Below are 21503 nucleotides of genomic sequence, written 5' to 3' on the forward strand. Positions count from 1 at the left end.
AAATAAATCAAGGAGTTGAAGATATTAAAAAAGCAACAAGCAGCTCCATCAATCTCTCTGAGTTGATTGAGATCCCTTCACCTTGGTGTCTTTGTGGTAAAAACCCAGGCTAGCGAAAAAAGCTAAGATGCTGCCGGCGGCCACATTTTCAGGACCGTGATCACCACCCCCACTGCTGTCACCGTAAGCCCAAAGGACCAAATCATAAAACGGTCCATACGTCGGGTCAGTGCCTCCAGGCGTCTGTCGACCTGCTCGAAACGCTTATCGACTTGTTCAAAGCGCTTATCGACCTGCTCGAAACGCTTGTCTATTTGCTCTTGTTGGGCTTTAAAACGCTTATCCATCTGCTCCAGCACAGTTTGAATAAGCTCTCGCTGGTGTTTGAGTTCCTCCTCCACCCGCACCATCCGCTCCAGCAATTCCTTACCCAGCGGCGCTGAGGGCGGGGTAAGCTCCAATTCATCCAGCCACTCGCGCAGGTGGTCTTTAATAAATTCGATGTCTTCCTGGGCCAGGGTCATGGCAATTTCAACCTAGATTCGGCTTTTAGCCGCAAATGCACGCCAATAAACGCTCATAAAATAATGCACTTAAAAGCATAACATGAGTTTAGGGATCGGACATGCCCACTTTATCTCTGGCAACCATCAACCATTTGCTCTATCTTTAGAAATAGCATATGCTTGAACATATGCCATTTTCACAAACTAGAGGCTGTCATGCAAGCAGAACGCCATGTCCGTTTATTCAGAAACGGCCGCAATCAGGCGCTACGAATTCCCCGCGAATTCGAGCTGCCCGGAAATGAGGCCATTATCCGTAAAGAAGGTGATCGACTAATCGTCGAACCGGTCCAGCGTCGCTCATTACTGGCGTTGCTCGCCACATGGGAGCCGCTGGAAGAGGACTTCCCGGAAATCAAAGACTTGCATCCTGATCCTGTTGATCTTTAATGATGGCCGAATATCGCTATCTACTCGATACCAACATTCTGTCCAGCCTCATCAAAAAACCCTCTGGCACGGTCGCAAGTCGGATTGCCACAGTGGGAGAAAATACCATTTGTACCAGCATTATCGTCGCTTGCGAACTCCGCTATGGTGCCGCGAAAAAAGCTTCACCCCTCCTCTCTCAGAAGATTAATGCGTTGCTCTCGGCAATCGATGTACTGCCCTTGGATAATGAGGTAGACAGGTCCTATGGCGATTTGCGGGCAATGCTAGAAAAAGTCGGCACGCCGATTGGAGCCAATGATTACCTAATTGCAGCGCAGGCCCTTTGCTTGGAACTGGTATTGGTAACCGGTAACATGGGAGAGTTTTCTAGAGTGCCTGATCTCAAAGTGGAAAACTGGCTAGTGGCCAAGTGAAGAGGTATTACCGCACCATCTGCTCCAGCAGTTCCTTGCCTAGCGGCGCTGAGGGCGGGGTAAGTTCCAGTTCACCCAGCCACTCGCGCAGGTGGTCTTTAATAAATTCGATGTCTTCCTGGGCCAGGGTCATGTCAATCTAGATTCGGCTTTTAGCCGCGAATGCACGCCAATAAAATAATACGCTTCAAAGCATAACATGACTTCAGGGATCGGACAGACTTAAGGAATTCAAAAATCCTCAATTTCGCATTTCATATTTGTCGAGCAAGGCATATAAGGTAGGGCGGGTCACCCCCAGCAGTTCGGCGGCACGGGATAGATTGCCATTTACCAGCGTAACGGCGCGGGTTAGTGCCTCGCGCTCAGTATGCTCCCGTATTTGGCGTAGGTTTAGAGATAGAACCTCCTTTTCCGAAGAAGCGGGGAGATCCAAATCTTCTACAGTGATACGGTTTTCCTCTGCCATGACCACCGCCCGTTTTATGCAGTTTTCCAGTTCTCTGACATTGCCCGGCCACGCATAGGCCTCAATAGCTCTAATGGCGTCATTAGAGAAACCCCGAACGGCTTTACCGTGGGCTTGGGCAAAACGGTCGAGTAACGCCCGCCCAATGACCACCGCATCACCCGGGCGCTCCCGCAGAGGCGGCAGAGTCATAGTGACTTCGGCGATTCGATAATACAGATCTTCCCGGAAGCGGCCTTGGAGAATTAGCTCCTTCAGATCCTGGTTGGTCGCACAGACCACCCGTACATCTACGGGGATTTCTTCACGGCCGCCCACCCGTTCGATTATCCGTTCCTGCAGAAAACGTAATAGCTTGGCTTGGAGACCGAGGGGTAAATCCCCAATTTCATCTAGAAACAAAGTCCCCCTATTGGCATATTCGATTTTGCCCCGGGTCTGTCGCACGGCCCCGGTAAAGGCCCCTTTTTCATAGCCGAAAAGTTCACTCTCTAGAAGATTTTCTGGGATAGCGGCACAGTTAATAGCTACGAAGGATTGATTGTCGCGCCGGCTCAGCTGGTGTAAGGCCCGGGCAATGATCTCTTTTCCTGTACCACTTTCACCCAAGATAAGGGTCGTCACGTCCGTAGGGGCAATTTTTTCAACGGCCCGGCACACCTTTCTCATCTCCGGGCTGACCGCAATCACCCCTTCCAAAGGGGAAGGGGTGGCCTGCCGTAGGCGCCGGTTTTCCATTTCTAGCTCATAGAGCCGATAAGCCCGATCAATGGTTAGCTTGAGAATGTCAGGGTCGATAGGCTTGGAATAAAAATCGTAGGCCCCTTCTCCCACTGCCTGTACTGCATGTTCCCGGCTATCATTCCCAGTAATCACGATAACCTTGGTGTGGGGCGCTAAGGCCAAAACCTCCCGTAAAAGGGCCATGCCTTCGCTGACTCCACCGGGATCAGGGGGCAGGCCAAGATCCAAAGTCACTACCGGGGGCTCATGACGGCGCACCAAAGCAATCGCTCCCTGGCGATCTTCGGCAGTCCCGATTTCATAGTCGCAAAAGGACCACCGTAATTGGCTTTGCAAGCCAAGATCATCTTCCACGATCAACAGATTCTTTTTCTTGCCGCTCATGAAACTGCCTCCTTCGCCTCCTCTATCTGAGCCCCCCCTGCTTCACCCTGGGGTATCCGCAGCACGAAGCAAGTGCCTTTCCCTGGCATGCTTTGGACTTCAATGTCTCCACCTATCGCCTGAATGTACTCCCGCACTTCAAAAGCCCCAATCCCCATTCCCGTAAGCCCTTTGGTACTATCAAAAGGGCGAAATAACCGTTCCCGGACAAAGGCAGGGTCCATGCCCTGCCCAGTGTCCTCGACCTCGATCCGGGCTAGTCCCTTTTCTTTGCTTACCCGTAAAACAACACGCCCCTCAGGAGGGGTGGCTTCCTGGGCGTTTTGGATCAAATGACCTAAAACAGTACCAAACCGCTCTCGATTAGCCCATATCCTAACGGAACCTTGATCCTTTCTCTCCACCTCTGGCAATGGTTGCTGAGCAGCGTAACGCTTTGCTAATTCGTGGGCCAATGTCACCACATCAAAACACTCCCGCTGCTCACTCTCCCCGGCGCTGCGGAGCTGCCCCATCAACCGCTGCATACGCTTGACCGCATGATCAATAGTTTGTACGGCATCATCGATAAATTCCGGGTTATGCTTATGATGCACCGCATTACGTACTAACAAGGACAGCTGGGCGATGAGATTTTTCAGATCATGGACCACATAGGCGGAAAATCGATGGAAAGCCGCAAATTGCTGGGCCTGGACCAGCTGTTCGGCCGCCTCTTGATAGGCCAAGTAGCTTGCCGCCTGCCGGCCGGTGGTACGCAGCAAATCCCGATCTTCCCAGTCCAAAGTAACCCCAACCCGGGAGCGGGCTAGAACGAGAAAACCCACCAATGATTCCCGGTGGACTAAAGGAACAATAAGCCATGGGTTTTTGAGCTGACCAAACCATTCTGGCACCGCCATGGGATGAGCCGCCGCCCCTTCCACTCCCTCTTCCACAATCCACTCTTGTTCCTGCAGGAAGCGAAGAAAGGGTGACTGCTTCGGCTCTGCAAGTCCCTCCGGAAAAAGGAGATTCCATGCAAAAGTCGGCACATAATGCTTTTCCTTTAGTTGCCACAGTACGCCCGCGGGACTTTCCACCAACTGGGCCATAGCCCGGGCCACCCGCTCTCTTAAAGGGATGGAGGAATCCTCCGAAAGCATACTAATAAAATGCAGCCATTCTTCACGGTAGTCATATTTATAATTAAAAAAATGCTTGCTGATAAAAACCCGCAATTTAGCCTTTAGCTGGCCAGAGGAAAGCAGCGATAGGAGCAGTAAGCCAGCCGCAAACAGAAAGACCGCCTGGGCCATAATTCCCCATGAACCGCCAAAATAGCGCAGGTAATAACCCGCCCCTGCCATAGCCAACAAATACAGCCCTGTCCCCAAAAAAGTGGCGGTATGAAACACCATCCGCCGAGAGACATAGACATTTGGCGACCATTGGGGATTCCGTGCTGCTGAAACCGCAATGAAGGGAACCACCATGGCATTAACCAAACCCCGGGCAGACCAAACTCCGGGATTGATCATTTGCAACAGCAAGGCATCGGCGTAGAGGAAAAAATCATAAACGAACAGCCCGGCAAGGCCGAGGCAGAGGTACTTCATTGCCCACCGTTTTTCCTGAGGAACGGAACGCAGCAACTGTTCCACCAACATCAAGCCGATCACCGCCAGCAGGACTTGTCCTGCCAGCATAATCTCCCGGCTTGGTTTGGCGCCAAGTACTGTTTCCAACCAGGAAAATCCGAGTAGCAGCCCTCCCTGCAAAAGCACCACGGTAAAAATTAGCAGGCCCAGTCTGCGAATCAGACCTTGAGCCTTAAGATTGAAACCTAATATCTGGAGAAGAAAAGCATACCAGACTCCATTCCGAAAGGTCTCCAATAACTGAACCCAAAGTGCCGGGAAATCATCAACATATGAAGCATAGGCAGAGACAGCCAGCCAACCTGCATTGACCGCTGCCGCAAATAGCAGCAACCCTCCCATGGGACGGCTGCGGTAACCGATAGCGAATACAATGAGGAGTGCTGTAAAAGCGGCCGCACCGACGCCATAGCCAACCAACCCCAAATCATTCATAGCATGCTTATCAGCAACAGGGTCAACGGGCTCCTTTCCCGAGCACCACCACTTCCACCGTTTGCAGCAGGATCATCAGATCTAAAAAAAGACTATAGTTTTTAACATAGTAAAGGTCATACTGAAGCTTTTCAAAAGCATCTTTTTCGGTGCTGCCGTAGGGATAGCAAATCTGTGCCCAACCTGTTAGCCCTGGTTTGACTCGGTGGCGCTCACCATAATAAGGAAGCTTCTCGGCTAAGGTTTCCACGAATTCCGGCCGTTCAGGGCGTGGCCCCACAAAGCTCATATCGCCCTGAAGAATATTAAAAATTTGTGGCAGCTCATCGATCCGAGTACGCCGCAACCATCGTCCAACCCGGGTAATACGGGGATCACCGCTTGCCGCCCAACGGGCCTTTCCATCCGCTTCGGCATCCTGACGCATGGTCCGGAATTTAAAGATATAAAAAGGTTTGCCTTTTGCTCCCACTCGACGCTGGCGATAAAGTATCGGACGACCACTTTCGCTCCAAATAGCAACCACGGCAAACAACATCAAGGGAGAGCAAAAAACAAGCAATACTAAACTGACGGTGACATCAAAGATCCGCTTACCCACCTGACGTAAGAAATGGCGACGAAAACCCACGGAAAATAGGAGCCAACTAGGATACATGACATCAATTTTAAGCTTACCCGTGGTTTGTTCAAAAAAATCAAGTACATCAGTTATTTCTACCCCTGCCATACGGCAGTTCAGTAACTCATCGGAAGGAAGCCGCCCTCGCCGCTCATCGGCGGCAACCACAATTTCATCAATACCCTCACCTGCCACATACTCTTGAAGAGAAGAGTCCACCTCCACTAATCGCTCTTCGGGAATCTGAATGGCCTCATCGGGCAAGGGAACATAGCCCACAATATCAATACCAAGCCGGTCAGATCGGCGCCGGAGAGTACTTACCGAGGTGGCCCGTTTTCCAGCACCGAGTATGAGCAACCGCCGTTGCAGACCCTGCAATCCCATGAGGTAAAGAAAAAAACTTCTGGAAAGGAGCAGCGCCAAAAAAGAAATAATAATGCTGAGGACGAGAATACCTCGACCCAAATAGAGTTCGGGCACCAGGTAGAAAATGACGGCCATCACCGGCCCCGCCACTAACATTGTCACTACCAAGCGATTGAAGATACCCAACAACCCGTAGCGCTGACGACGACGATAAAGGCCAGCAGCAATGAGAGCCATTGCGACTACGGCCGCATAAACCACCGCCTTAGGCCAGAAAAGTCCTAGGTTTTCCTGAACGAGCTGGTGATCTCCCGTAAAACGAATAAAAGCAGCCAACCAAATACTGGAAAGCAAAATAGCCGCTTCCCAAAAAGCGAGAACCAGAAAGGCGCGTTTAATATAATGGTTAAAGAGGCGAATAGTGCCCACTTTTATCGTACCCCCTATATGGTTTACCGTATTTACTTCTTGGTTATCGCACTTAAAGTCAAATAGGGGCTCGGCGATAGCTTCTCTTTTTGTACCCCATAGAGGAAAATTTAATTCACTGGGAAATGGGCAAGTCTCACGGCGATTAACGGTATTTGATGGCTTGAGAGGGCGAGCGGCGGGGTAAGAGCCGCAAGCGCAAGGCAGGGAGGCCACGCTGGAACTACGCACCAGGGACAGTTAGAACCCCTACGCCCAATTAACTTTGGCGCGCCCGAGAGGATTCGAACCTCTGACCTTTGGCTCCGGAGGCCAACGCTCTATCCAGCTGAGCTACGGGCGCTTAGGCTATAAAAGCATACCTGCTTCTTGCATGGGCGTCCATGCCTATACTAAAAAATCTTGCTAAGTTGTTAAAGTATACTAATACAATTCAAATCACGCCCACAAACAAGCGAAGATTAGCCAGGACAATCATGAGCAAACTGATTCATAGCATAAATCCTTTTTTTTCCCAACGCTTACTTTCTATTGCTAGCATAGGGATAGTGACCTTTTCCATGCTAGTGGCTGGATGCACCGAACAAAATACGGAAACCGAAGAGGCCATGTCTCCGGAGGCCATAGCTACGCGCATTGAACCCGTAGGAAAAGTAAACATCATCCGAATGCCAGAAGAAGCTAGCGAGGCAACCGATGCTCCTGCGAGTTCTAGGGAAGAGGCCTCGGAAACGCCAGATCCCGATAAAGAGGATAGTTCCCCAATCACCGACACTGATGAAGTGCCGCCCCCAGCCGGCGGAAAAGACACCCAACTCATCCATGGCAAAAGGGTAGTCGAAAATAGCTGCGCCGCTTGCCATACCGGCAAAGTACCGGGAGCTCCAGTGATTGGCAATGCAGAGGACTGGAGACCCCGCCTCGTCCAGGGTGAAGAAGTTCTGGTCCAACATGCCATTCAGGGTTATAAGGCCATGCCGCCCAAGGGCGGTAATTTCAATCTCAGCGATGAAGACATCGCCGCTGCCGTGGCCTATCTCATTTCCCAAGTACGCCAATAGGATAGGGGCAAGCCTCTTGAGAGTTGTGCTATTTGTGACCACTCTCTTGGCGCTTACCCCGGCTTCTGCCCAAACGATCCGCTATATTACCGACCACATCGAGGTTACGTTACGTAGCGGGCAGGGGATTGAGCATCGGGTTTTGCAAACACTGGAGAGTGGCGTTACCGTTAAAGTGCTAGAGACGAGTCCCCAGGGTTATTCTCGAATACAGACCGAAGAGGGTGTCGAAGGATGGGTCTTGAGCCGCTACTTGATGAGCACCCCTAGTGCCAAGGAACAGCTGAATGTAGCCAAGCAGCGGATCGCTAACCTAGAGTTAAAAACCGCCCAACTCAAGGAAGAAATCCAAAAAATTTCCCAACAAAGAAAGACCACTCAGGAGAAAGCTCAAACCCTCCTAGAAGATAATCAACGTCTGGGTAAGGAATTGGAGTATATTCGCCAGACTGCAGCCAGCGCGCTGGCCATCGACAGCGAGAATAAGCGCCTTAAGGATCAATTAATGAACTTAGAGCGTGTTGTTCAAGGATTGCAACAGGAGAATGTCGCCCTTAGAGATCGCACTTCCCGCGAGTGGTTCTTGATTGGGGCAGGCGTTATTCTGATTGGTATGCTTATTGGGCTCGTCATTCCCAAGATTCGCTGGAAAAGGCGTTCTACCTGGAGTGATTCATTTTTATAGCTGCTCCCCTCCCTCTAGGAGGGAACTTGCCTGAGTGAGCGTCTTTCGGAGTTCGCTGCTTACGGGTCGCAATTATCGGCTTATGTGCTTTCGCCGGCCGGGCTCTTGCCCGGTTGCTCCCTGCGCGTTTCCTGCTTCATCGAGGCCCCTATTATTGTCCCAGGCTGACCCTGGTATTGTTGGGAGGCTGTGCCCCTCCACAGCCTCTTCGTGCGCACAGCGCGCGCTACTTGGGGCGATTCATTTTGAAAGGGTGCCCTTATTAGGTTTAAGCTGTTCCAAGTCACGTACCGCCCCTTTTGCCGCCGAGGTGGCGAGTGCTGCATAGGCCTGGAGCGCCAGGGAAACAGGACGATTCCGGTCGACCGGTTGCCAAGCCTGTTGGGCCTTAGCCTCCATGACCGTTCGGCGTCGCGCCAGTTCCTCTTCGCTTACCGCTAGATGAATACGTCGATGGGGAATGTCGATCTCAATCCTATCGCCCTCCTCGACCAGACCGATAGTACCTCCTTCAGCCGCTTCAGGAGAAACGTGACCAATGGAAAGCCCCGAAGTCCCCCCCGAGAAGCGGCCGTCCGTGATGAGTGCACAGACTTTGCCTAATCCTTTAGATTTCAGGTAGCTAGTAGGATAAAGCATCTCCTGCATGCCTGGGCCACCCTTAGGACCCTCGTAGCGAATGAGGACCACCTCCCCCGGCTGGATGTTGTCACCCAGAATAGCCTCCACCGAAGCCTCCTGGCTCTCGAATAGCCGGACCGGACCGGAAAACATCAGCATCGCTGGGTCTACCCCCGCGGTCTTGACGATACAACCTTCCTCAGCAAGATTGCCATAAAGAACCGCCAACCCCCCATCTTTGCTGTAAGCATGGGCGATATCACGAATACACCCTTGCGCCCGATCCAAATCAAGACTCTCCCAGCGCCTCTCCTGGCTAAAAGCCATCTGAGTAGGAATGCCGCCTGGGGCCGCAAGGTAGCGATTCTGAGCGGCCTCATAGCCAGAACGGACGACGTCCCATTGGTCAAGGGCTGCCCCCAAGGTCGGGCTATGAACAGTGGCGACCTGGCGTTGGAGCAACCCGGCCCGATCGAGTTCTCCCAGGATACCAATGACTCCCCCCGCTCGGTGAACATCTTCCATATGGTATTCCTGAGTTGCTGGAGCCACCTTACATAAATTGGGCACTTTGCGGGACAGGCGATCAATATCAACCATGGTGAAATCCACCGCTCCTTCCTGGGCAGCCGCCAGTAAATGAAGTACGGTGTTGGTAGATCCGCCCATGGCAATATCCAAGCTCATGGCATTCTCAAAAGCCTCCAAGGTGGCAATTGAGCGAGGTAAAGCGGTTTCATCGTCCTGCTCGTAATAGCGTTTCGCCAGTGCCACAATCAAACGACCCGCTTCTAAGAACAACTCTTTCCGATCGGCGTGGGTCGCTAATAAGGAACCGTTACCCGGCAACGCCAATCCCAGGGCCTCGGTCAGACAATTCATGGAATTGGCAGTAAACATCCCGGAGCAGGAACCACAAGTAGGGCAGGCCGAGCGTTCATAGGCCATCACATCAGCCTCGCTTTCACTGGGGTCGGCTGCCGCCACCATGGCATCCACCAGATCCAGGCTTAAGTTCTTGCCATGGATTTTTGCCTTCCCCGCTTCCATAGGCCCCCCCGAGACAAAGACCACCGGAATGTTCAAACGTAAGGCGGCCATCAACATGCCAGGAGTAATCTTGTCGCAATTGGAGATGCAGACCAACGCATCGGCACAATGGGCATTGACCATGTACTCGACAGAATCGGCAATGATTTCCCGGGAAGGCAAGGAATAGAGCATCCCACTGTGGCCCATGGCAATTCCATCATCCACGGCAATGGTGTGGAACTCCTTGGCCACCCCACCTGCCTTCTCTATCTCTCGGGCCACCAACTGGCCGAGATCCTTGAGGTGAACATGGCCGGGCACGAACTGAGTGAAAGAGTTGGCAATCGCGATAATAGGCTTACCAAAATCGTTCTCTTTCATGCCGGTAGCCCGCCACAAAGCCCGGGCGCCAGCCATATTGCGGCCGTGGGTTGTCGTTCGGGAGCGATAAGGGGGCATAAATATCTCCAATAGCAAAGATCAGTTTAATCCATAGCTTAACCCGGATAATTCATGAAATCACCACAAAGGCACGAAAAAATCAGAAACTTAAGTGATAAAAATTCCAGGTTAGCCTTTAATATTATCTATTACTTCTTCTTGGGCGTTAATAGTGAAGAGGAGTTCCATCACGGGTGATAACTACTGACGGAGCATCTCCCGCAAATTGGCAAGATGGACTTGGCCTCTTTCCATCCGCTCCGCGGGGTCGCGGGGAGCCCCTTCCCGCTCCCATTGAAGGTCTGCCTCAGGCAGCTCTGACAAAAATCGGCTAGGCTCACACCTGATAGCTTCCCCATACTGTTGGCGCTTTGCTGCCATGGTAAAATAAAGGCTCCTTTGGGCCCGAGTGATCCCCACATAGGCCAAACGCCGCTCCTCCTCTAAGGCGCCCTGTTCCAGGCTAGTCCGGTGGGGCAACAATTCCTCCTCCATGCCCACTATGAAAACATGGGGAAACTCCAGCCCCTTGGCGGCGTGGAGAGTTAATAGATTAACCGCATCTCGGTCTTTTTTCTCTTGCGTTCGCTCCAAAATATCCTGCAAACTGATTTCCGCCACCAGATCGCCCAGGTTCCGGCGTTCATCGCCTCGCTGGTAGAGGCGTTCCAACCAACCCACCAACTCCTCCACATTAGCCATGCGCCGCTCGGCAGTGCGCCGATCGTTACAGATTTCGTCAAGCCAGGCACGATAGTCAATTTCATCAATGAGGTCTTTAATCACCGCGATGGGATCACCACGCCGCCCCCGATCGGCCAAACCCACCACCCATTCACAAAATCGACGTAGCCGCATCAAGGCTTCACCAGAGAGGTACTCGCCCAAACCCAACTCGAAACCTGAGGCTAAGAGGCTTTGCCCTCGACGGGCCGCATATCCCGCCAGTTTTTCCAAGGTCGCCGCACCGATACCCCGGCGCGGAGTGTTGGCCACTCGTAGAAAAGCATTATCGTCATCTTCATTGGCCAGCAGACGCAGGTAAGCCATGATGTCCTTGACTTCGCCCCGTTCAAAAAACGAAGTCCCCCCGCTCAAAACATAGGGAATCCCGTGGGCCCGCAAAGCTCGCTCAAAGGGCCTGGATTGGTGGTTGCCCCGGTAAAGGATGGCATAATCACGACAAGCAGTGCGGTGCTTGAAGCGATGGTACATCAGTTCGGCAACGATCCTTTCCGCTTCATGGTGTTCGTCCCGGCAGCTCAGCACCTGTATGGGGTCGCCTTCACCTAAGGCGCTCCAAAGCCGTTTTTCAAATATATGGGGATTGTGGCTGATAAGTCGGTTGGCCACCCGCAAGATGCGCCCATTGGAGCGGTAGTTTTGCTCTAGCTTGATGACCGTCAACTGGGGAAAATCTTCTCTGAGCTGACGTAGGTTCTCCGGCCGAGCCCCCCGCCAAGCATAAACCGATTGGTCATCATCCCCCACCACGGTAACAGCACCCCGCACCCCGGCCAAATGTTTAACCAACTGGTATTGGGCCTCGTTGGTATCCTGATACTCGTCCACCAGCAGGTAGCGGAAACGGTTTTGCCAACGGTTGAGAATATCTGGGTGCAGGGCAAAGAGAGCCACGGGCAACCCGATAAGATCATCGAAGTCGACCCCATTATAAGCCCGCAGACGCCGATTATAGGCGGCATAGAGCTGGGCAGCTTTAAGCTCCTGGTCATTGCCCGCGCGGCTCAAGGCTTCTTCAGGGGACACCAAAGCACTTTTCCAGGCGGAAATCTGCCACTGCAGACTGCTCTCCTCGCCGCCACCGTTGAACTCATGGTGACAAAGATCACGGATCAGAGCGTGGCTATCTTGAGCATCCAATAAAGAAAAACCCGCTTTGAGGCCGAGGGCTTCCCGCTCACGGCGCAAAATATTGAGCCCGAGGGTATGGAAAGTGGAAACCACCAAGCCCCGCCCCCTACCCTTGGGCAGTAGCTGACCGATGCGGGTCTTCATTTCCCGGGCCGCCTTATTGGTAAAGGTCACGGCAGCAATGGAGCGGGCCGGCAAGTGACACTGCTCGATGAGATAGGCAATTTTATGGGTAATCACCCGGGTTTTACCGCTGCCGGCGCCTGCCAACACCAACAGGGGGCCGTCAATATGGCGTACTGCCAGGCGCTGTTGGGGGTTAAGGGTTGCCATGGGGGCGGTCTAATCGCCGATAACCAATCGCCTCAGAAAGATGGGGGGTGCAGATAGCCTCGCTCCCTTCCAAATCGGCAATCGTCCGGGCTAACTTCAGTATCCGGTGGTAGGCCCGGGCGGAAAGCCCCAGCTGCTCCAAAGCCTGGTCCAGTAAACGATAATCCTTATCACCGAGGCGGCAAGTGCGTTCTACCTCCCGATTGCTTAACCCACTGTTAGGCTGTCCCGAGCGGGCTAACTGACGCTGTCGCGCCGCTTCCACCCGAACTTGAATCTGGCGGCTAGTTTCCATGGTGCCTTCAGGTTCACTCCGTAACTGCTTCAGGGGCACAGGCGGCACCTCGATTTGTATATCGATGCGGTCTAGCAAAGGCCCGGAAATCCGCGCCCGATAACGCTGCACTTGTTCCATGGTGCACCGGCAACGGCCCTTGGGATCTCCCAAATAGCCGCAGGGACAGGGATTCATGGCCGCAACTAACTGCACACAAGCGGGAAACTCCACCTGCTGGGCAGCTCGGGAAATCACAATACGGCCCGACTCCAAAGGCTCTCTGAGAACCTCCAATACACGACGCTCAAACTCTGGCAGCTCATCGAGAAATAATACCCCATGATGGGCCAGGGAAATTTCCCCGGGCCGGGGCTGGCCGCCTCCCCCCACTAAAGCCACCGCGGAGGCGGTATGATGGGGCGCTCGGAAAGGACGCTGACGCCAGCGGCTAAAATCAAAGCCTTGGCTGCTGATGGATTGCACAGTGGCACTGTCCAGCGCTTCGACTTCGGTCATCCCAGGCAAAAGACCCGGCAGGCGACTGGCCAGCATCGTCTTGCCCGTTCCCGGGGGCCCGATCATTAAGAGATTATGAGCCCCAGCCGCTGCCACCTCTAGCGCCCGTTTGACATGATACTGACCCCGAACATCAGCAATATCCATCTCCTCTACAGGAACCGCCTCGAGGGAATTTCCGGTAAAGGGAGCCAGTAAGGATTCTCCCCGGAGATGCTGACAGACCTCTAAAAGGTGGGAAGCCACTAACACCTCAATCGTAGATACTAGGGCCGCTTCGGGGGCATTTTCCTCTGCAACAACCAGGGTGCGCCCCGCTTTGGCAGCTTGCAATGCGACGGCCAACACTCCCCGGATGCCCCGGACCTCGCCACTTAAAGCAAGCTCGCTGACAAATTCATAGGTTTTTAATACCGACGGTGAGATCTGCCCCGAAGCGGCCAAAATGCCTAAGGCGATAGCCAAATCAAAGCGCCCCCCTTCCTTGGGCAAATCCGCAGGCGCCAGATTTACCGTGATACGGCGAGCCGGAAACTCAAAGTGGCAATTGAGCAACGCGCCCCGTACCCGATCTCTACTCTCCTTAACCGCAGTTTCCGGCAAGCCCACGATAGAGAAAGCAGGGAGCCCATTAGAAAGATGGACCTCCACGGTCACTAAGGGAGCATCAACTCCTGCCTGAGCACGGCTGTAGGCAATCGCCAGCGACATCTATTGCAAGATACGGATGAGGAAAATCTGGGGATGGTCAGCAAGCTAGGTCCCGGTGTCATCGCTTCCCGGTGATTTCTCCCCTAATGCTTCCTGCTGTTCTTGTGGTTCTTTCTTGAGACCCGCTTGCGCTTCCAGCAAAGCAACCTGCTCCGCTAAGGCCTCTAGCTTCATCCGTGTGCGCTCCAATACCGCTCGCTGAATATCAAACTCTTCTCGGGTAACCAAGTCAAGTTTAGCAAACGTGCTAGTCAACACGGCGCGAAAATTCTTTTCTAGATCCTTCTGAAAATCCTGGAGACTTGGGGGAACGGCACCTGCTAGCTTGCGGGCCAGCTCATCCAAAAGCTTTGGTTCAATCATTGACTTATCCCTCCGGCCTGGTGCAATACTCAAACTGACTTCTCCCCGCCCTATCAGGCGAGGGTTCTTGGATCACTCCAAGAACTTTCCTCGTTCAACACGCCTTCCCTAGGCGACAACGCCTGCTGTCGCCCCCGTTCCAGTCGCTCCAGAGGCTAACCCCGCCAGCCCGGCGGTTTTGATATTGATCGCCGCTGCGATGTCGCGGTCATGGACACTCCCGCACGAGGGACAGCGCCATTCACGCACCTCCAGCGGCAGCGTTTCGTTGATATGTCCGCACCCTGGGGTGGGGCAACGCTTGGAGTTGGGAAACCCGCGGTCGATCTCGACTACGGTTCGCCCTACCCCCTGCGCCTTGTACTTCAGTTGACGGACAAACTCTCCCCAATTGGCATCGGCTATGGGCTTGGCAAGCCGGGGGTGTTTGATCATGTTCTTCACCGCCAGAGATTCAACGCACACGACTTGGTTTTCGTTGATCAGTGTGCGGGTCGCCTTGTGGGTGGCGTCCCTACGGCAGTCAGCTATTTTGGTGTGCACACGGGCCACCTTCAGCCGCAGTTTGTTGCGGTTACGGGAACCTTTGCGCTTCTTCGCCAGCTTACGCTGCAGATAGGCCAGCTTCGCTTCGTACTGCTTGATGTACTTGGGATTGCCGGATTTGAATCCGTCGCTAGTGACGCTGGAAACCTCATTCAGCCAAGAAAAGTCCTGCTTGAGTTGGACAAGCCTTTTTTCCAACGCCGAATGGGGAATGACTTCGCCGTTCTGATAGAACGCATCGGTACGGTGCTTGAGCGTGTTGTTCCAAACAAAACGCGCACAGCCGAACGAACGAGCCAGCAGTTCGGCTTGTTCAGCTGTGGGATAGAATCGTTCCTGGTACGCCCTCTTCATGATATTTGTATTTTACAAAAATCAGCGCATTCTGTAAATGCTGCTTCGCGGCTTGCGCTTATATCACCGCCCGATTGGGCGATGCTTTACGCACTATTGGGTAAGTATATCCCATATCCCACCCCTTTTGGTTTAGATCCAGCAGAAAGTCTCCAAAAATGGTTCGGCATACGCTTCAACAGGGTGTACACTCGCTTATGGGCGTGTGGAAACCCTTACCTGGTAGGGGCAGTATGCCCGCACCCCAATGATGTTCTGATTTGAAGCACTGCAAACCATAACAAATAAAGGGGAATCATCATGAACACTACAGTAATAAGAAAGAAGACCCGACTCAATCCATGGTTGAGAGGACTGCTGCTCCTCTCCACTGCGGGCAGTGCACAGGCGGAAGGTTTCATGAAGAGCGATGGCCTCTTCGAAGCCTTAACCGGCACCGATGTCAATGAAACCCAATTCATGGAGTCCCTCGGGCTCACCATTGGCGGCTGGCTAGAGGGTGGCTATACCTTCAATCCCGACGATCCCCGGGACCGTTTCAATGGGCCCGTCACCTTTAATGACCGGGATAACGAACCCCTAGGCAATGAAGCCTATTTGTTCTTCGAACGCAGCGTGAATACCGAGGGAGATCGCTGGGATTTTGGCGGGCGAGCCGACTTCCTCTTTGGGACCGATGCCCGCTTTACCCAGGCAGCGGGGCTAGACGATAACATCATCGGTGATGATACTTTCCGCTTCTACAAGTTTGCTATCCCCCAACTGTATGTGGAAGCCTTCGCCCCCTATGGCAATGGCGTCACGGTAAAGCTGGGTCATTTTTATACTATCATCGGTAATGAAGTGGTCACAGCGCCCGGTAATTTCTTTTACTCCCATGCCTACACGATGCAATATGGGGAACCCTTCACCCATACCGGTTTTCTGGCCAGTTACCCCCTGACTAATAATATCAGCCTCAACGGGGGTGGCGTCCTGGGCTGGGATAATTTCTCTAAAGATCCTGAAAATCTGAATTTCTTAGGGGGGGTTAACTGGAGCAGCGATGATGAACGGACCTCTTTGGCCGTGGCCATCATCACGGGCAATGTCTCCGAAGTGGAGGGAACCCCAGATGATCCTGATAATAACCGCACCATGTATAGCGTGGTCTTCAACCACGACATCACCGATCGGCTCCACTATACTTTTCAACATGATCTAGGCATAGAGCAAAATGCCATTAATAACAGCAAAGCAGCAGAATGGTTTGGTATCAATCAATATCTGTTTTTTGACATCAACGAAACCCTAAGCACCGGTTTGCGTTTCGAGTGGTTCCGTGATGATGATGGTAACCGTGTCTTTGTCAACGATCTCTCCGGCTCCGCGAGTTATTTCGCCGTGACTGCCGGACTCAACTGGAAACCGTTGAAATGGGTCACTTTCCGACCAGAGGTGCGTTATGATTGGGTCGACTCCGATGGCTTCGATGCCTTTGACAACAATAGCGATGACGATCAGTTCGTGGTCGCGGGAGATCTAATTATTCAATTCTAGCGCCTTTTCATCCACAGGACGGTTTCCCATGGGAGGACCTTTCAAGTGGAACAGCTAGCTACCCAAATGACGGCGGTTGCGGGAGAGGTGACACAACTTGCCTACGCTTTAGACACCTTTTATTTTCTCATCTCTGGCGCTCTGGTGATGTGGATGGCCGCAGGTTTTGCCATGCTCGAGGCAGGGCTGGTACGAACCAAAAATACGGCGGAAATCCTAACCAAGAATATCGCGCTCTATTCCATTGCCTGCATCATGTTTATGATTGTCGGGTATAACCTGATGTATCCCGAGGAAGGGGTCAATACCTTCTGGCCGGGTCTCTCGTTCCTACTCGGTGAGGACCATTCCATGGAAGCCGTTTCAGCCGGCGGTGAACAAGCACCTTATTACTCAAAGTTGTCAGACTTTTTCTTCCAGGTTGTCTTTTGCGCCACGGCCATGTCCATCGTCTCCGGCGCCGTTGCGGAACGGATGAAACTGTGGTCCTTCCTGCTCTTTGCAGCCATAATGACCGCCTTCATCTACCCTCTCCAAGGATATTGGAAATGGGGTGGAGGATTCCTAGAGCAACTAGGCTTTCAAGACTTCGCCGGCTCAGGGGTAGTTCACCTCTGTGGGGCGTCGGCAGCCCTGGCGGCCGTCCTGCTCCTTGGGGCCCGACTTGGGAAATACGGCCCCCACGGTGAAATTTATGCCATCCCCGGCGCTAACCTGCCGTTGGCCACCCTAGGAACCTTTGTACTCTGGTTTGGTTGGTTCGGCTTCAATGGCGGTTCAGAACTTAAAGTCTCCAATGTTGTGGAAGCCAATGCAGTCGCCAGGGTATTTGTCAATACCAATTTAGCCGCTGCCGGTGGAGTCGTCACGGCGTTAATTACAGCCCGTCTCCTGTTTGGCAAAGCGGACCTGACCATGGCGCTTAATGGAGCTATCGCCGGCCTGGTGGCCATCACCGCTGAACCGTTGGCCCCCACTCCTTTGTGGGCCATGAATGTGGGAGCCATCGGTGGCTTGTTGGTGGTACTTTCCATCGCGGGCCTCGACCGGCTGAAAATCGATGACCCGGTGGGCGCTATCTCAGCCCATGGTACCGCCGGTATCTGGGGGCTGCTAGCCGTGCCCTTTTCCAATACGGATGCCAGTTTTCTAAAGCAGCTTATTGGCATGGGGACGATCTTTGCCTGGGTCTTTATCAGCAGTCTGATTGTCTGGGCTGTCATTAAGATCACCCTGGGCATTCGGGTCAGCCAAGAAGAAGAAATGGACGGCCTCGACCGTAGTGAATGCGGTTTAGAGGCCTATCCAGAATTCGTCATCGAATAGCCACATAGCTACGCTTTATAACGGGAAGAGTAGATTCTGCTCTTCCCTATTTCTTAAAACCGCTGTCTATGATCAGTTCCTCATCGGAGCAGACTTAATTCTTCAGTTTTAGCGTTTCTTCCCTAGGATAACGTCTTATGAGATGGGAGGGCGCTTTGCCTTCCCTTCTCAAAGTCTTGCATAATACTCAGCATGCTCCCCAAATTTCTTATATCCTAATACCAATTTCATGTAATTTTGCATTGTATAGATGCAGTCTAAACAAGCACTTGAAGCCTTAATAAATTGCATTCTTTGATTAAATTGGTATAACTCACCATGGGAATTATGCTAGTTACTGAAACGAGGCCTGGCTTACCCTTTATGTTACATTGATATTGACAAAACCCATTGAGTACCGATCACCCCTTACCCGAAGCCCATTGGTTCAGGAATGCCGCCCCTTATATTCATGCCCATCGTGGCCGAACATTTGTCATCGCCTTCACGGGAGAAGCCATACAAGGGCCTACTTTTCCTCACCTTATTCATGACATTGCGCTGTTAGGCAGCCTCGGTATCCAGTTGGTATTAGTGCACGGCGCCCGCCCCCAGATTGAGGCTACTCTCGCTCAACGGGGGCTAAACCTACGCTATGTCAATGGCCTCCGGGTAACGGACGACGCCGCCCTATTCTGCGTTAAACAAGCCATAGGTGCGGTCCGGGTTGAAATTGAAGCCCTGCTTTCCATGGGCTTGCCCAACTCCCCCATGGCAGGGGCCCAAGTCCGGGTTGCCGCGGGTAACTTCATTACGGCCCGGCCCCTGGGAGTGAGGGAGGGGGTTGATTATTGTCATACTGGGGAGGTCCGCAAAGTGGATATCGAGGCAATACGACAGCGCCTCAACAGCGGCGCCATCGTCCTGCTCTCACCCCTGGGTTACTCTCTCACCGGCGAGGTCTTCAACCTCAGTGCAGAAGAAGTGGCCACTGTCTCGGCTATCGCCCTTGGAGCGGATAAACTCATTTTCATTGGCACAGGCCTACCCGCAGCAGCGCCCTCTCCCTTGCCCCGGGAGCTGAATCCCCAGGAGGCGGAACAGCTGCTAAGGTCAACATCGGAGTTGCCCGATGAACTCGTCTGCCATCTTCAAAGCGCTATTCATGCTTGCCGCTCTAGAGTTCCTCGGGTCCATATTATCGACCAACATCTGGATGGCGCCCTATTGATGGAGCTATTTAGCCGCGATGGTATCGGCACCTTGGTGACAGCCATTGCCTTCGAGGATACCCGGCGGGCAATGATTGAAGATGTTGGCGGCATTCTGGAACTGATTGCCCCTTTGGAGGAAAGGGGCCTCCTGGTGCGGCGGTCCCGGGAGCGGCTAGAAATGGAAATCCACCACTTTACGGTCATGGAACGGGACGGGACCATTATTGGCTGCGCGGCATTATATCCTTTTCCAGAAGAAAAAATCGGCGAGCTCGCTTGCCTTGTGGTTCATCCCGACTATCGACAGTCCGGGCGGGCCACGGCCCTGCTTACCGGCATAGAAAAAGCGGCCAAGCAACAGGGTCTTAGCCGCCTCTGCGTCCTGACCACTCAAACCGCCCACTGGTTTCGGGAGCGGGGATTTGAGCCTAGCAGCTTAGAGGCTTTACCGGAAAACAAGCGAGCGCTTTACAATTATCAGCGCAACAGCAAAGTTTTTGTAAAAAGCCTGTGACGACTCCCTACCCTATTGGGAGCAGGCCTCCACTGGCAGAGACGGACCGCCATTCCATCTTGTTTTGGTTTGGTTATAGGTCATTTATAGATTCAGAACCAGTCCGCTTATATCCCCGCCCGATTGGGCAAGGGTTTACGCCGGGTCTTGCTAAAGGCATCCTGGAAAATCTTTTTCTGTTGCAAAAGAGCTTTCTAGGGGCGTTACTCACCACTCAGCTTCTTTTTCAATAGTTCATTGACCTGCTCAGGATTGGCCTTACCCTTTGAAGCCTTCATCACTTGCCCGACAAAGAAACCAAAGAGTTTATTCTTGCCCGCCTGGTACTGTTCCAGCTGCTGGGGATGAGTTGCTAACACTTCATCAATGAGCTTTTCAATGCTTGCTGTATCCGTTACCTGCTTCAAGCCTTGACGCTCGATTATCTCGTCGGCATTGCCTCCCTGGGTATACATTGTTTCAAACACGGTCTTGGCAATCTTGCCAGAGATGGTTTTATCAACCACACGTTTAATCAATTGGCCGAGTTGCTCTGGAGTAACAGGGCTATTTTCAATGTTTTTCCCTTCCTTGTTAAGGGCCCCTGCCAAATCGCCCATGACCCAGTTAGCACACAACTTTGCCTCTCCACCAGCGGTTTTGACCACCGCTTCGTAGTAATCGGCTAGCTCCCGGCTGGTAGTCAGCACACTGGCGTCATAGGCGGAGAGGTTATACTCTGCCATGAACCGTTTACGCTTGTCATCCGGAAGCTCCGGGAGTGTTTTTTGAACCTCTTCGATAAAACTATCGTCTAGCACCAACGGCAATAAGTCTGGATCGGGGAAGTAACGATAGTCGGTGGCTTCCTCTTTGGTGCGCATGGGGCGGGTTTCGTTTTTGTTTGGATCAAAGAGACGGGTTTCCTGGATCACACGGCCGCCTGACTCCAGCACTTCGATTTGACGTTCGATTTCATATTGGAGTGCCCGTTCCACAAAGCGGAAGGAATTAATATTCTTAAGTTCCGTACGGGTACCGAAAGCTTCCTGCCCCTGGGGGCGGATAGAGACATTAGCATCACAACGGAAAGATCCCTCCTGCATGTTGCCATCGCAAATCCCAAGATAGCGTACTAAAGTGTGGATCTTTTTCATGTAAGCTACGGCTTCCTTGGTCGAGCGCAAATCCGGCCCAGAAACGATTTCTAGCAAGGGAGTACCGGCCCGGTTGAGGTCAATACCGGTCATTCCATGGAAGTCCTCATGCAAAGATTTCCCCGCATCTTCTTCCAAGTGAGCTCGAATAATCGTGATATGTTTTTCAACCCCCTCTTCCAGCTCAATGATCGTGTGGCCATTGGCGACAACCGGGAGTTCATACTGGCTAATTTGATAGCCTTTGGGTAGGTCTGGATAAAAATAGTTTTTACGGGCGAAGATGGAGCGCTCGGTAATTTTGGCTCCGATAGCCAGCCCAAACTTGACCGCCATGCGTACAGCCGTTTCATTCAGCACCGGCAATACTCCAGGTAACCCCAGGTCAATGGCGCAGGCCTGGGTGTTAGGTGGCGCACCATAGGCAGTTGCCGCCCCTGAAAAGATCTTAGATTTTGTTGCTAGTTGGGCATGGATTTCCAACCCAATCACTGGTTCCCACTGCATGTGTAAGCC

General features: G+C 52.7%; 18 protein-coding genes and 1 tRNA gene. 7 read left to right on the plus strand and 12 right to left on the minus strand.

From position 1 onward, the window contains the following. Positions 1 to 122: 122 nt before the first annotated feature. The gene (locus tag NHAL_RS15855) at positions 123 to 524 is read right to left on the minus strand and encodes a hypothetical protein (RefSeq protein ID WP_013034161.1); all 402 of its coding nucleotides are present in this window, start codon (positions 522 to 524) and stop codon (positions 123 to 125) included. A 198-nt stretch (positions 525 to 722) separates the two neighbouring features. Between NHAL_RS15855 and NHAL_RS15860 the strand changes: the two genes are divergently transcribed. Next, positions 723 to 956, plus strand: a complete 234-nt coding sequence (locus tag NHAL_RS15860; protein WP_013034162.1) for an antitoxin — start codon at positions 723 to 725, stop codon at positions 954 to 956. After that, the gene (locus tag NHAL_RS15865) at positions 956 to 1372 is read left to right on the plus strand and encodes a type II toxin-antitoxin system VapC family toxin (RefSeq protein WP_013034163.1); all 417 of its coding nucleotides are present in this window, start codon (positions 956 to 958) and stop codon (positions 1370 to 1372) included. The genes NHAL_RS15860 and NHAL_RS15865 overlap by 1 nt, the downstream gene beginning before the upstream one ends. Positions 1373 to 1379: 7 nt before the next feature. Here the strand turns inward: NHAL_RS15865 and NHAL_RS22280 are convergent, their stop codons facing one another. The 5 genes from NHAL_RS22280 to NHAL_RS15885 all read right to left on the minus strand — a co-directional run bounded on the left by NHAL_RS22280 (position 1380) and on the right by NHAL_RS15885 (position 6807). Then, on the minus strand, positions 1380 to 1505 hold the full coding sequence (locus NHAL_RS22280) for a hypothetical protein (RefSeq protein WP_013034164.1): 126 nt from the start codon (positions 1503 to 1505) through the stop codon (positions 1380 to 1382). A 108-nt stretch (positions 1506 to 1613) separates the two neighbouring features. Next, positions 1614 to 2969, minus strand: a complete 1356-nt coding sequence (gene prsR / locus NHAL_RS15870) for a PEP-CTERM-box response regulator transcription factor (protein WP_013034165.1) — start codon at positions 2967 to 2969, stop codon at positions 1614 to 1616. Further along, positions 2966 to 5044: an XrtA/PEP-CTERM system histidine kinase PrsK gene (gene prsK / locus NHAL_RS15875; RefSeq protein WP_013034166.1), complete on the minus strand. Its 2079-nt coding sequence runs from the start codon at positions 5042 to 5044 to the stop codon at positions 2966 to 2968. Before prsK ends, prsR begins: the two co-directional genes overlap by 4 nt. A gap of 22 nt (positions 5045 to 5066) precedes the next feature. Then, a complete protein-coding gene (locus NHAL_RS15880) occupies positions 5067 to 6464 on the minus strand; it encodes a TIGR03013 family XrtA/PEP-CTERM system glycosyltransferase (protein WP_013034167.1) in 1398 nt (465 codons plus the stop codon). Between the two features lie 266 nt (positions 6465 to 6730). Then, a tRNA-Arg gene (locus NHAL_RS15885) sits at positions 6731 to 6807 on the minus strand. Between the two features lie 133 nt (positions 6808 to 6940). On the opposite strand from NHAL_RS15885, the gene NHAL_RS15890 reads away from it, so the two are divergent. Continuing rightward, a complete protein-coding gene (locus NHAL_RS15890; protein WP_013034168.1) occupies positions 6941 to 7525 on the plus strand; it encodes a c-type cytochrome in 585 nt (194 codons plus the stop codon). A 25-nt stretch (positions 7526 to 7550) separates the two neighbouring features. After that, on the plus strand, positions 7551 to 8210 hold the full coding sequence (locus NHAL_RS15895; RefSeq protein WP_238985522.1) for a TIGR04211 family SH3 domain-containing protein: 660 nt from the start codon (positions 7551 to 7553) through the stop codon (positions 8208 to 8210). Positions 8211 to 8450: 240 nt separating this feature from the next. Here the strand turns inward: NHAL_RS15895 and ilvD are convergent, their stop codons facing one another. From ilvD to NHAL_RS15920, 5 genes are all read right to left on the minus strand, one after another. Beyond that, positions 8451 to 10322: a dihydroxy-acid dehydratase gene (gene ilvD / locus NHAL_RS15900; RefSeq protein WP_013034170.1), complete on the minus strand. Its 1872-nt coding sequence runs from the start codon at positions 10320 to 10322 to the stop codon at positions 8451 to 8453. A gap of 183 nt (positions 10323 to 10505) precedes the next feature. Further along, entirely contained in the window at positions 10506 to 12512 is a 2007-nt protein-coding gene (rep, locus tag NHAL_RS15905) for a DNA helicase Rep (RefSeq protein WP_013034171.1), read from the minus strand. Continuing rightward, positions 12499 to 14016: a YifB family Mg chelatase-like AAA ATPase gene (locus tag NHAL_RS15910; RefSeq protein ID WP_013034172.1), complete on the minus strand. Its 1518-nt coding sequence runs from the start codon at positions 14014 to 14016 to the stop codon at positions 12499 to 12501. Before NHAL_RS15910 ends, rep begins: the two co-directional genes overlap by 14 nt. Positions 14017 to 14061: 45 nt before the next feature. Next, positions 14062 to 14379: a ubiquinone biosynthesis accessory factor UbiK gene (gene ubiK, locus NHAL_RS15915; protein ID WP_013034173.1), complete on the minus strand. Its 318-nt coding sequence runs from the start codon at positions 14377 to 14379 to the stop codon at positions 14062 to 14064. Positions 14380 to 14487: 108 nt separating this feature from the next. Further along, a complete protein-coding gene (locus NHAL_RS15920; RefSeq protein WP_041355083.1) occupies positions 14488 to 15282 on the minus strand; it encodes an RNA-guided endonuclease InsQ/TnpB family protein in 795 nt (264 codons plus the stop codon). 297 nt (positions 15283 to 15579) lie between these two features. On the opposite strand from NHAL_RS15920, the gene NHAL_RS15925 reads away from it, so the two are divergent. The 3 genes from NHAL_RS15925 to argA all read left to right on the plus strand — a co-directional run bounded on the left by NHAL_RS15925 (position 15580) and on the right by argA (position 19851). Then, on the plus strand, positions 15580 to 16818 hold the full coding sequence (locus tag NHAL_RS15925; protein WP_013034175.1) for a porin: 1239 nt from the start codon (positions 15580 to 15582) through the stop codon (positions 16816 to 16818). 66 nt (positions 16819 to 16884) lie between these two features. Beyond that, positions 16885 to 18144: an ammonium transporter gene (locus tag NHAL_RS15930; RefSeq protein ID WP_041355870.1), complete on the plus strand. Its 1260-nt coding sequence runs from the start codon at positions 16885 to 16887 to the stop codon at positions 18142 to 18144. Positions 18145 to 18534: 390 nt separating this feature from the next. Beyond that, positions 18535 to 19851, plus strand: coding sequence for an amino-acid N-acetyltransferase (gene argA / locus NHAL_RS15935; RefSeq protein WP_013034177.1), 1317 nt, complete (start codon positions 18535 to 18537; stop codon positions 19849 to 19851). A 203-nt stretch (positions 19852 to 20054) separates the two neighbouring features. On the opposite strand, the gene gatB is transcribed toward argA, so the two are convergent. Further along, positions 20055 to 21494 carry an Asp-tRNA(Asn)/Glu-tRNA(Gln) amidotransferase subunit GatB gene (gatB, locus tag NHAL_RS15940; RefSeq protein ID WP_013034178.1) on the minus strand — a complete coding sequence of 480 codons (1440 nt, stop codon included), beginning with the start codon at positions 21492 to 21494 and terminating at the stop codon, positions 20055 to 20057. Positions 21495 to 21503 lie beyond the last annotated feature (9 nt).

The sequence above is a fragment of the Nitrosococcus halophilus Nc 4 genome (assembly GCF_000024725.1).
GTDB lineage: Bacteria > Pseudomonadota > Gammaproteobacteria > Nitrosococcales > Nitrosococcaceae > Nitrosococcus > Nitrosococcus halophilus.

What these genes read in the sequence shown, in the direction of transcription:
- prsR (WP_013034165.1), bottom strand. Translation starts at nt 2,969, where the DNA reads ATGAGCGGCAAGAAAAAGAATCTGTTGATCGTGGAAGATGATCTTGGC.
- rep (WP_013034171.1), bottom strand. Translation starts at nt 12,512, where the DNA reads ATGGCAACCCTTAACCCCCAACAGCGCCTGGCAGTACGCCATATTGAC.
- NHAL_RS15865 (WP_013034163.1), top strand. Translation starts at nt 956, where the DNA reads ATGATGGCCGAATATCGCTATCTACTCGATACCAACATTCTGTCCAGC.
- NHAL_RS15890 (WP_013034168.1), top strand. Translation starts at nt 6,941, where the DNA reads ATGAGCAAACTGATTCATAGCATAAATCCTTTTTTTTCCCAACGCTTA.
- ilvD (WP_013034170.1), bottom strand. Translation starts at nt 10,322, where the DNA reads ATGCCCCCTTATCGCTCCCGAACGACAACCCACGGCCGCAATATGGCT.
- NHAL_RS15910 (WP_013034172.1), bottom strand. Translation starts at nt 14,016, where the DNA reads ATGTCGCTGGCGATTGCCTACAGCCGTGCTCAGGCAGGAGTTGATGCT.
- NHAL_RS15925 (WP_013034175.1), top strand. Translation starts at nt 15,580, where the DNA reads ATGAACACTACAGTAATAAGAAAGAAGACCCGACTCAATCCATGGTTG.
- NHAL_RS15860 (WP_013034162.1), top strand. Translation starts at nt 723, where the DNA reads ATGCAAGCAGAACGCCATGTCCGTTTATTCAGAAACGGCCGCAATCAG.
- NHAL_RS15855 (WP_013034161.1), bottom strand. Translation starts at nt 524, where the DNA reads ATGACCCTGGCCCAGGAAGACATCGAATTTATTAAAGACCACCTGCGC.
- gatB (WP_013034178.1), bottom strand. Translation starts at nt 21,494, where the DNA reads ATGCAGTGGGAACCAGTGATTGGGTTGGAAATCCATGCCCAACTAGCA.
- NHAL_RS22280 (WP_013034164.1), bottom strand. Translation starts at nt 1,505, where the DNA reads ATGACCCTGGCCCAGGAAGACATCGAATTTATTAAAGACCACCTGCGC.
- ubiK (WP_013034173.1), bottom strand. Translation starts at nt 14,379, where the DNA reads ATGATTGAACCAAAGCTTTTGGATGAGCTGGCCCGCAAGCTAGCAGGT.
- prsK (WP_013034166.1), bottom strand. Translation starts at nt 5,044, where the DNA reads ATGAATGATTTGGGGTTGGTTGGCTATGGCGTCGGTGCGGCCGCTTTT.
- NHAL_RS15930 (WP_041355870.1), top strand. Translation starts at nt 16,885, where the DNA reads ATGACGGCGGTTGCGGGAGAGGTGACACAACTTGCCTACGCTTTAGAC.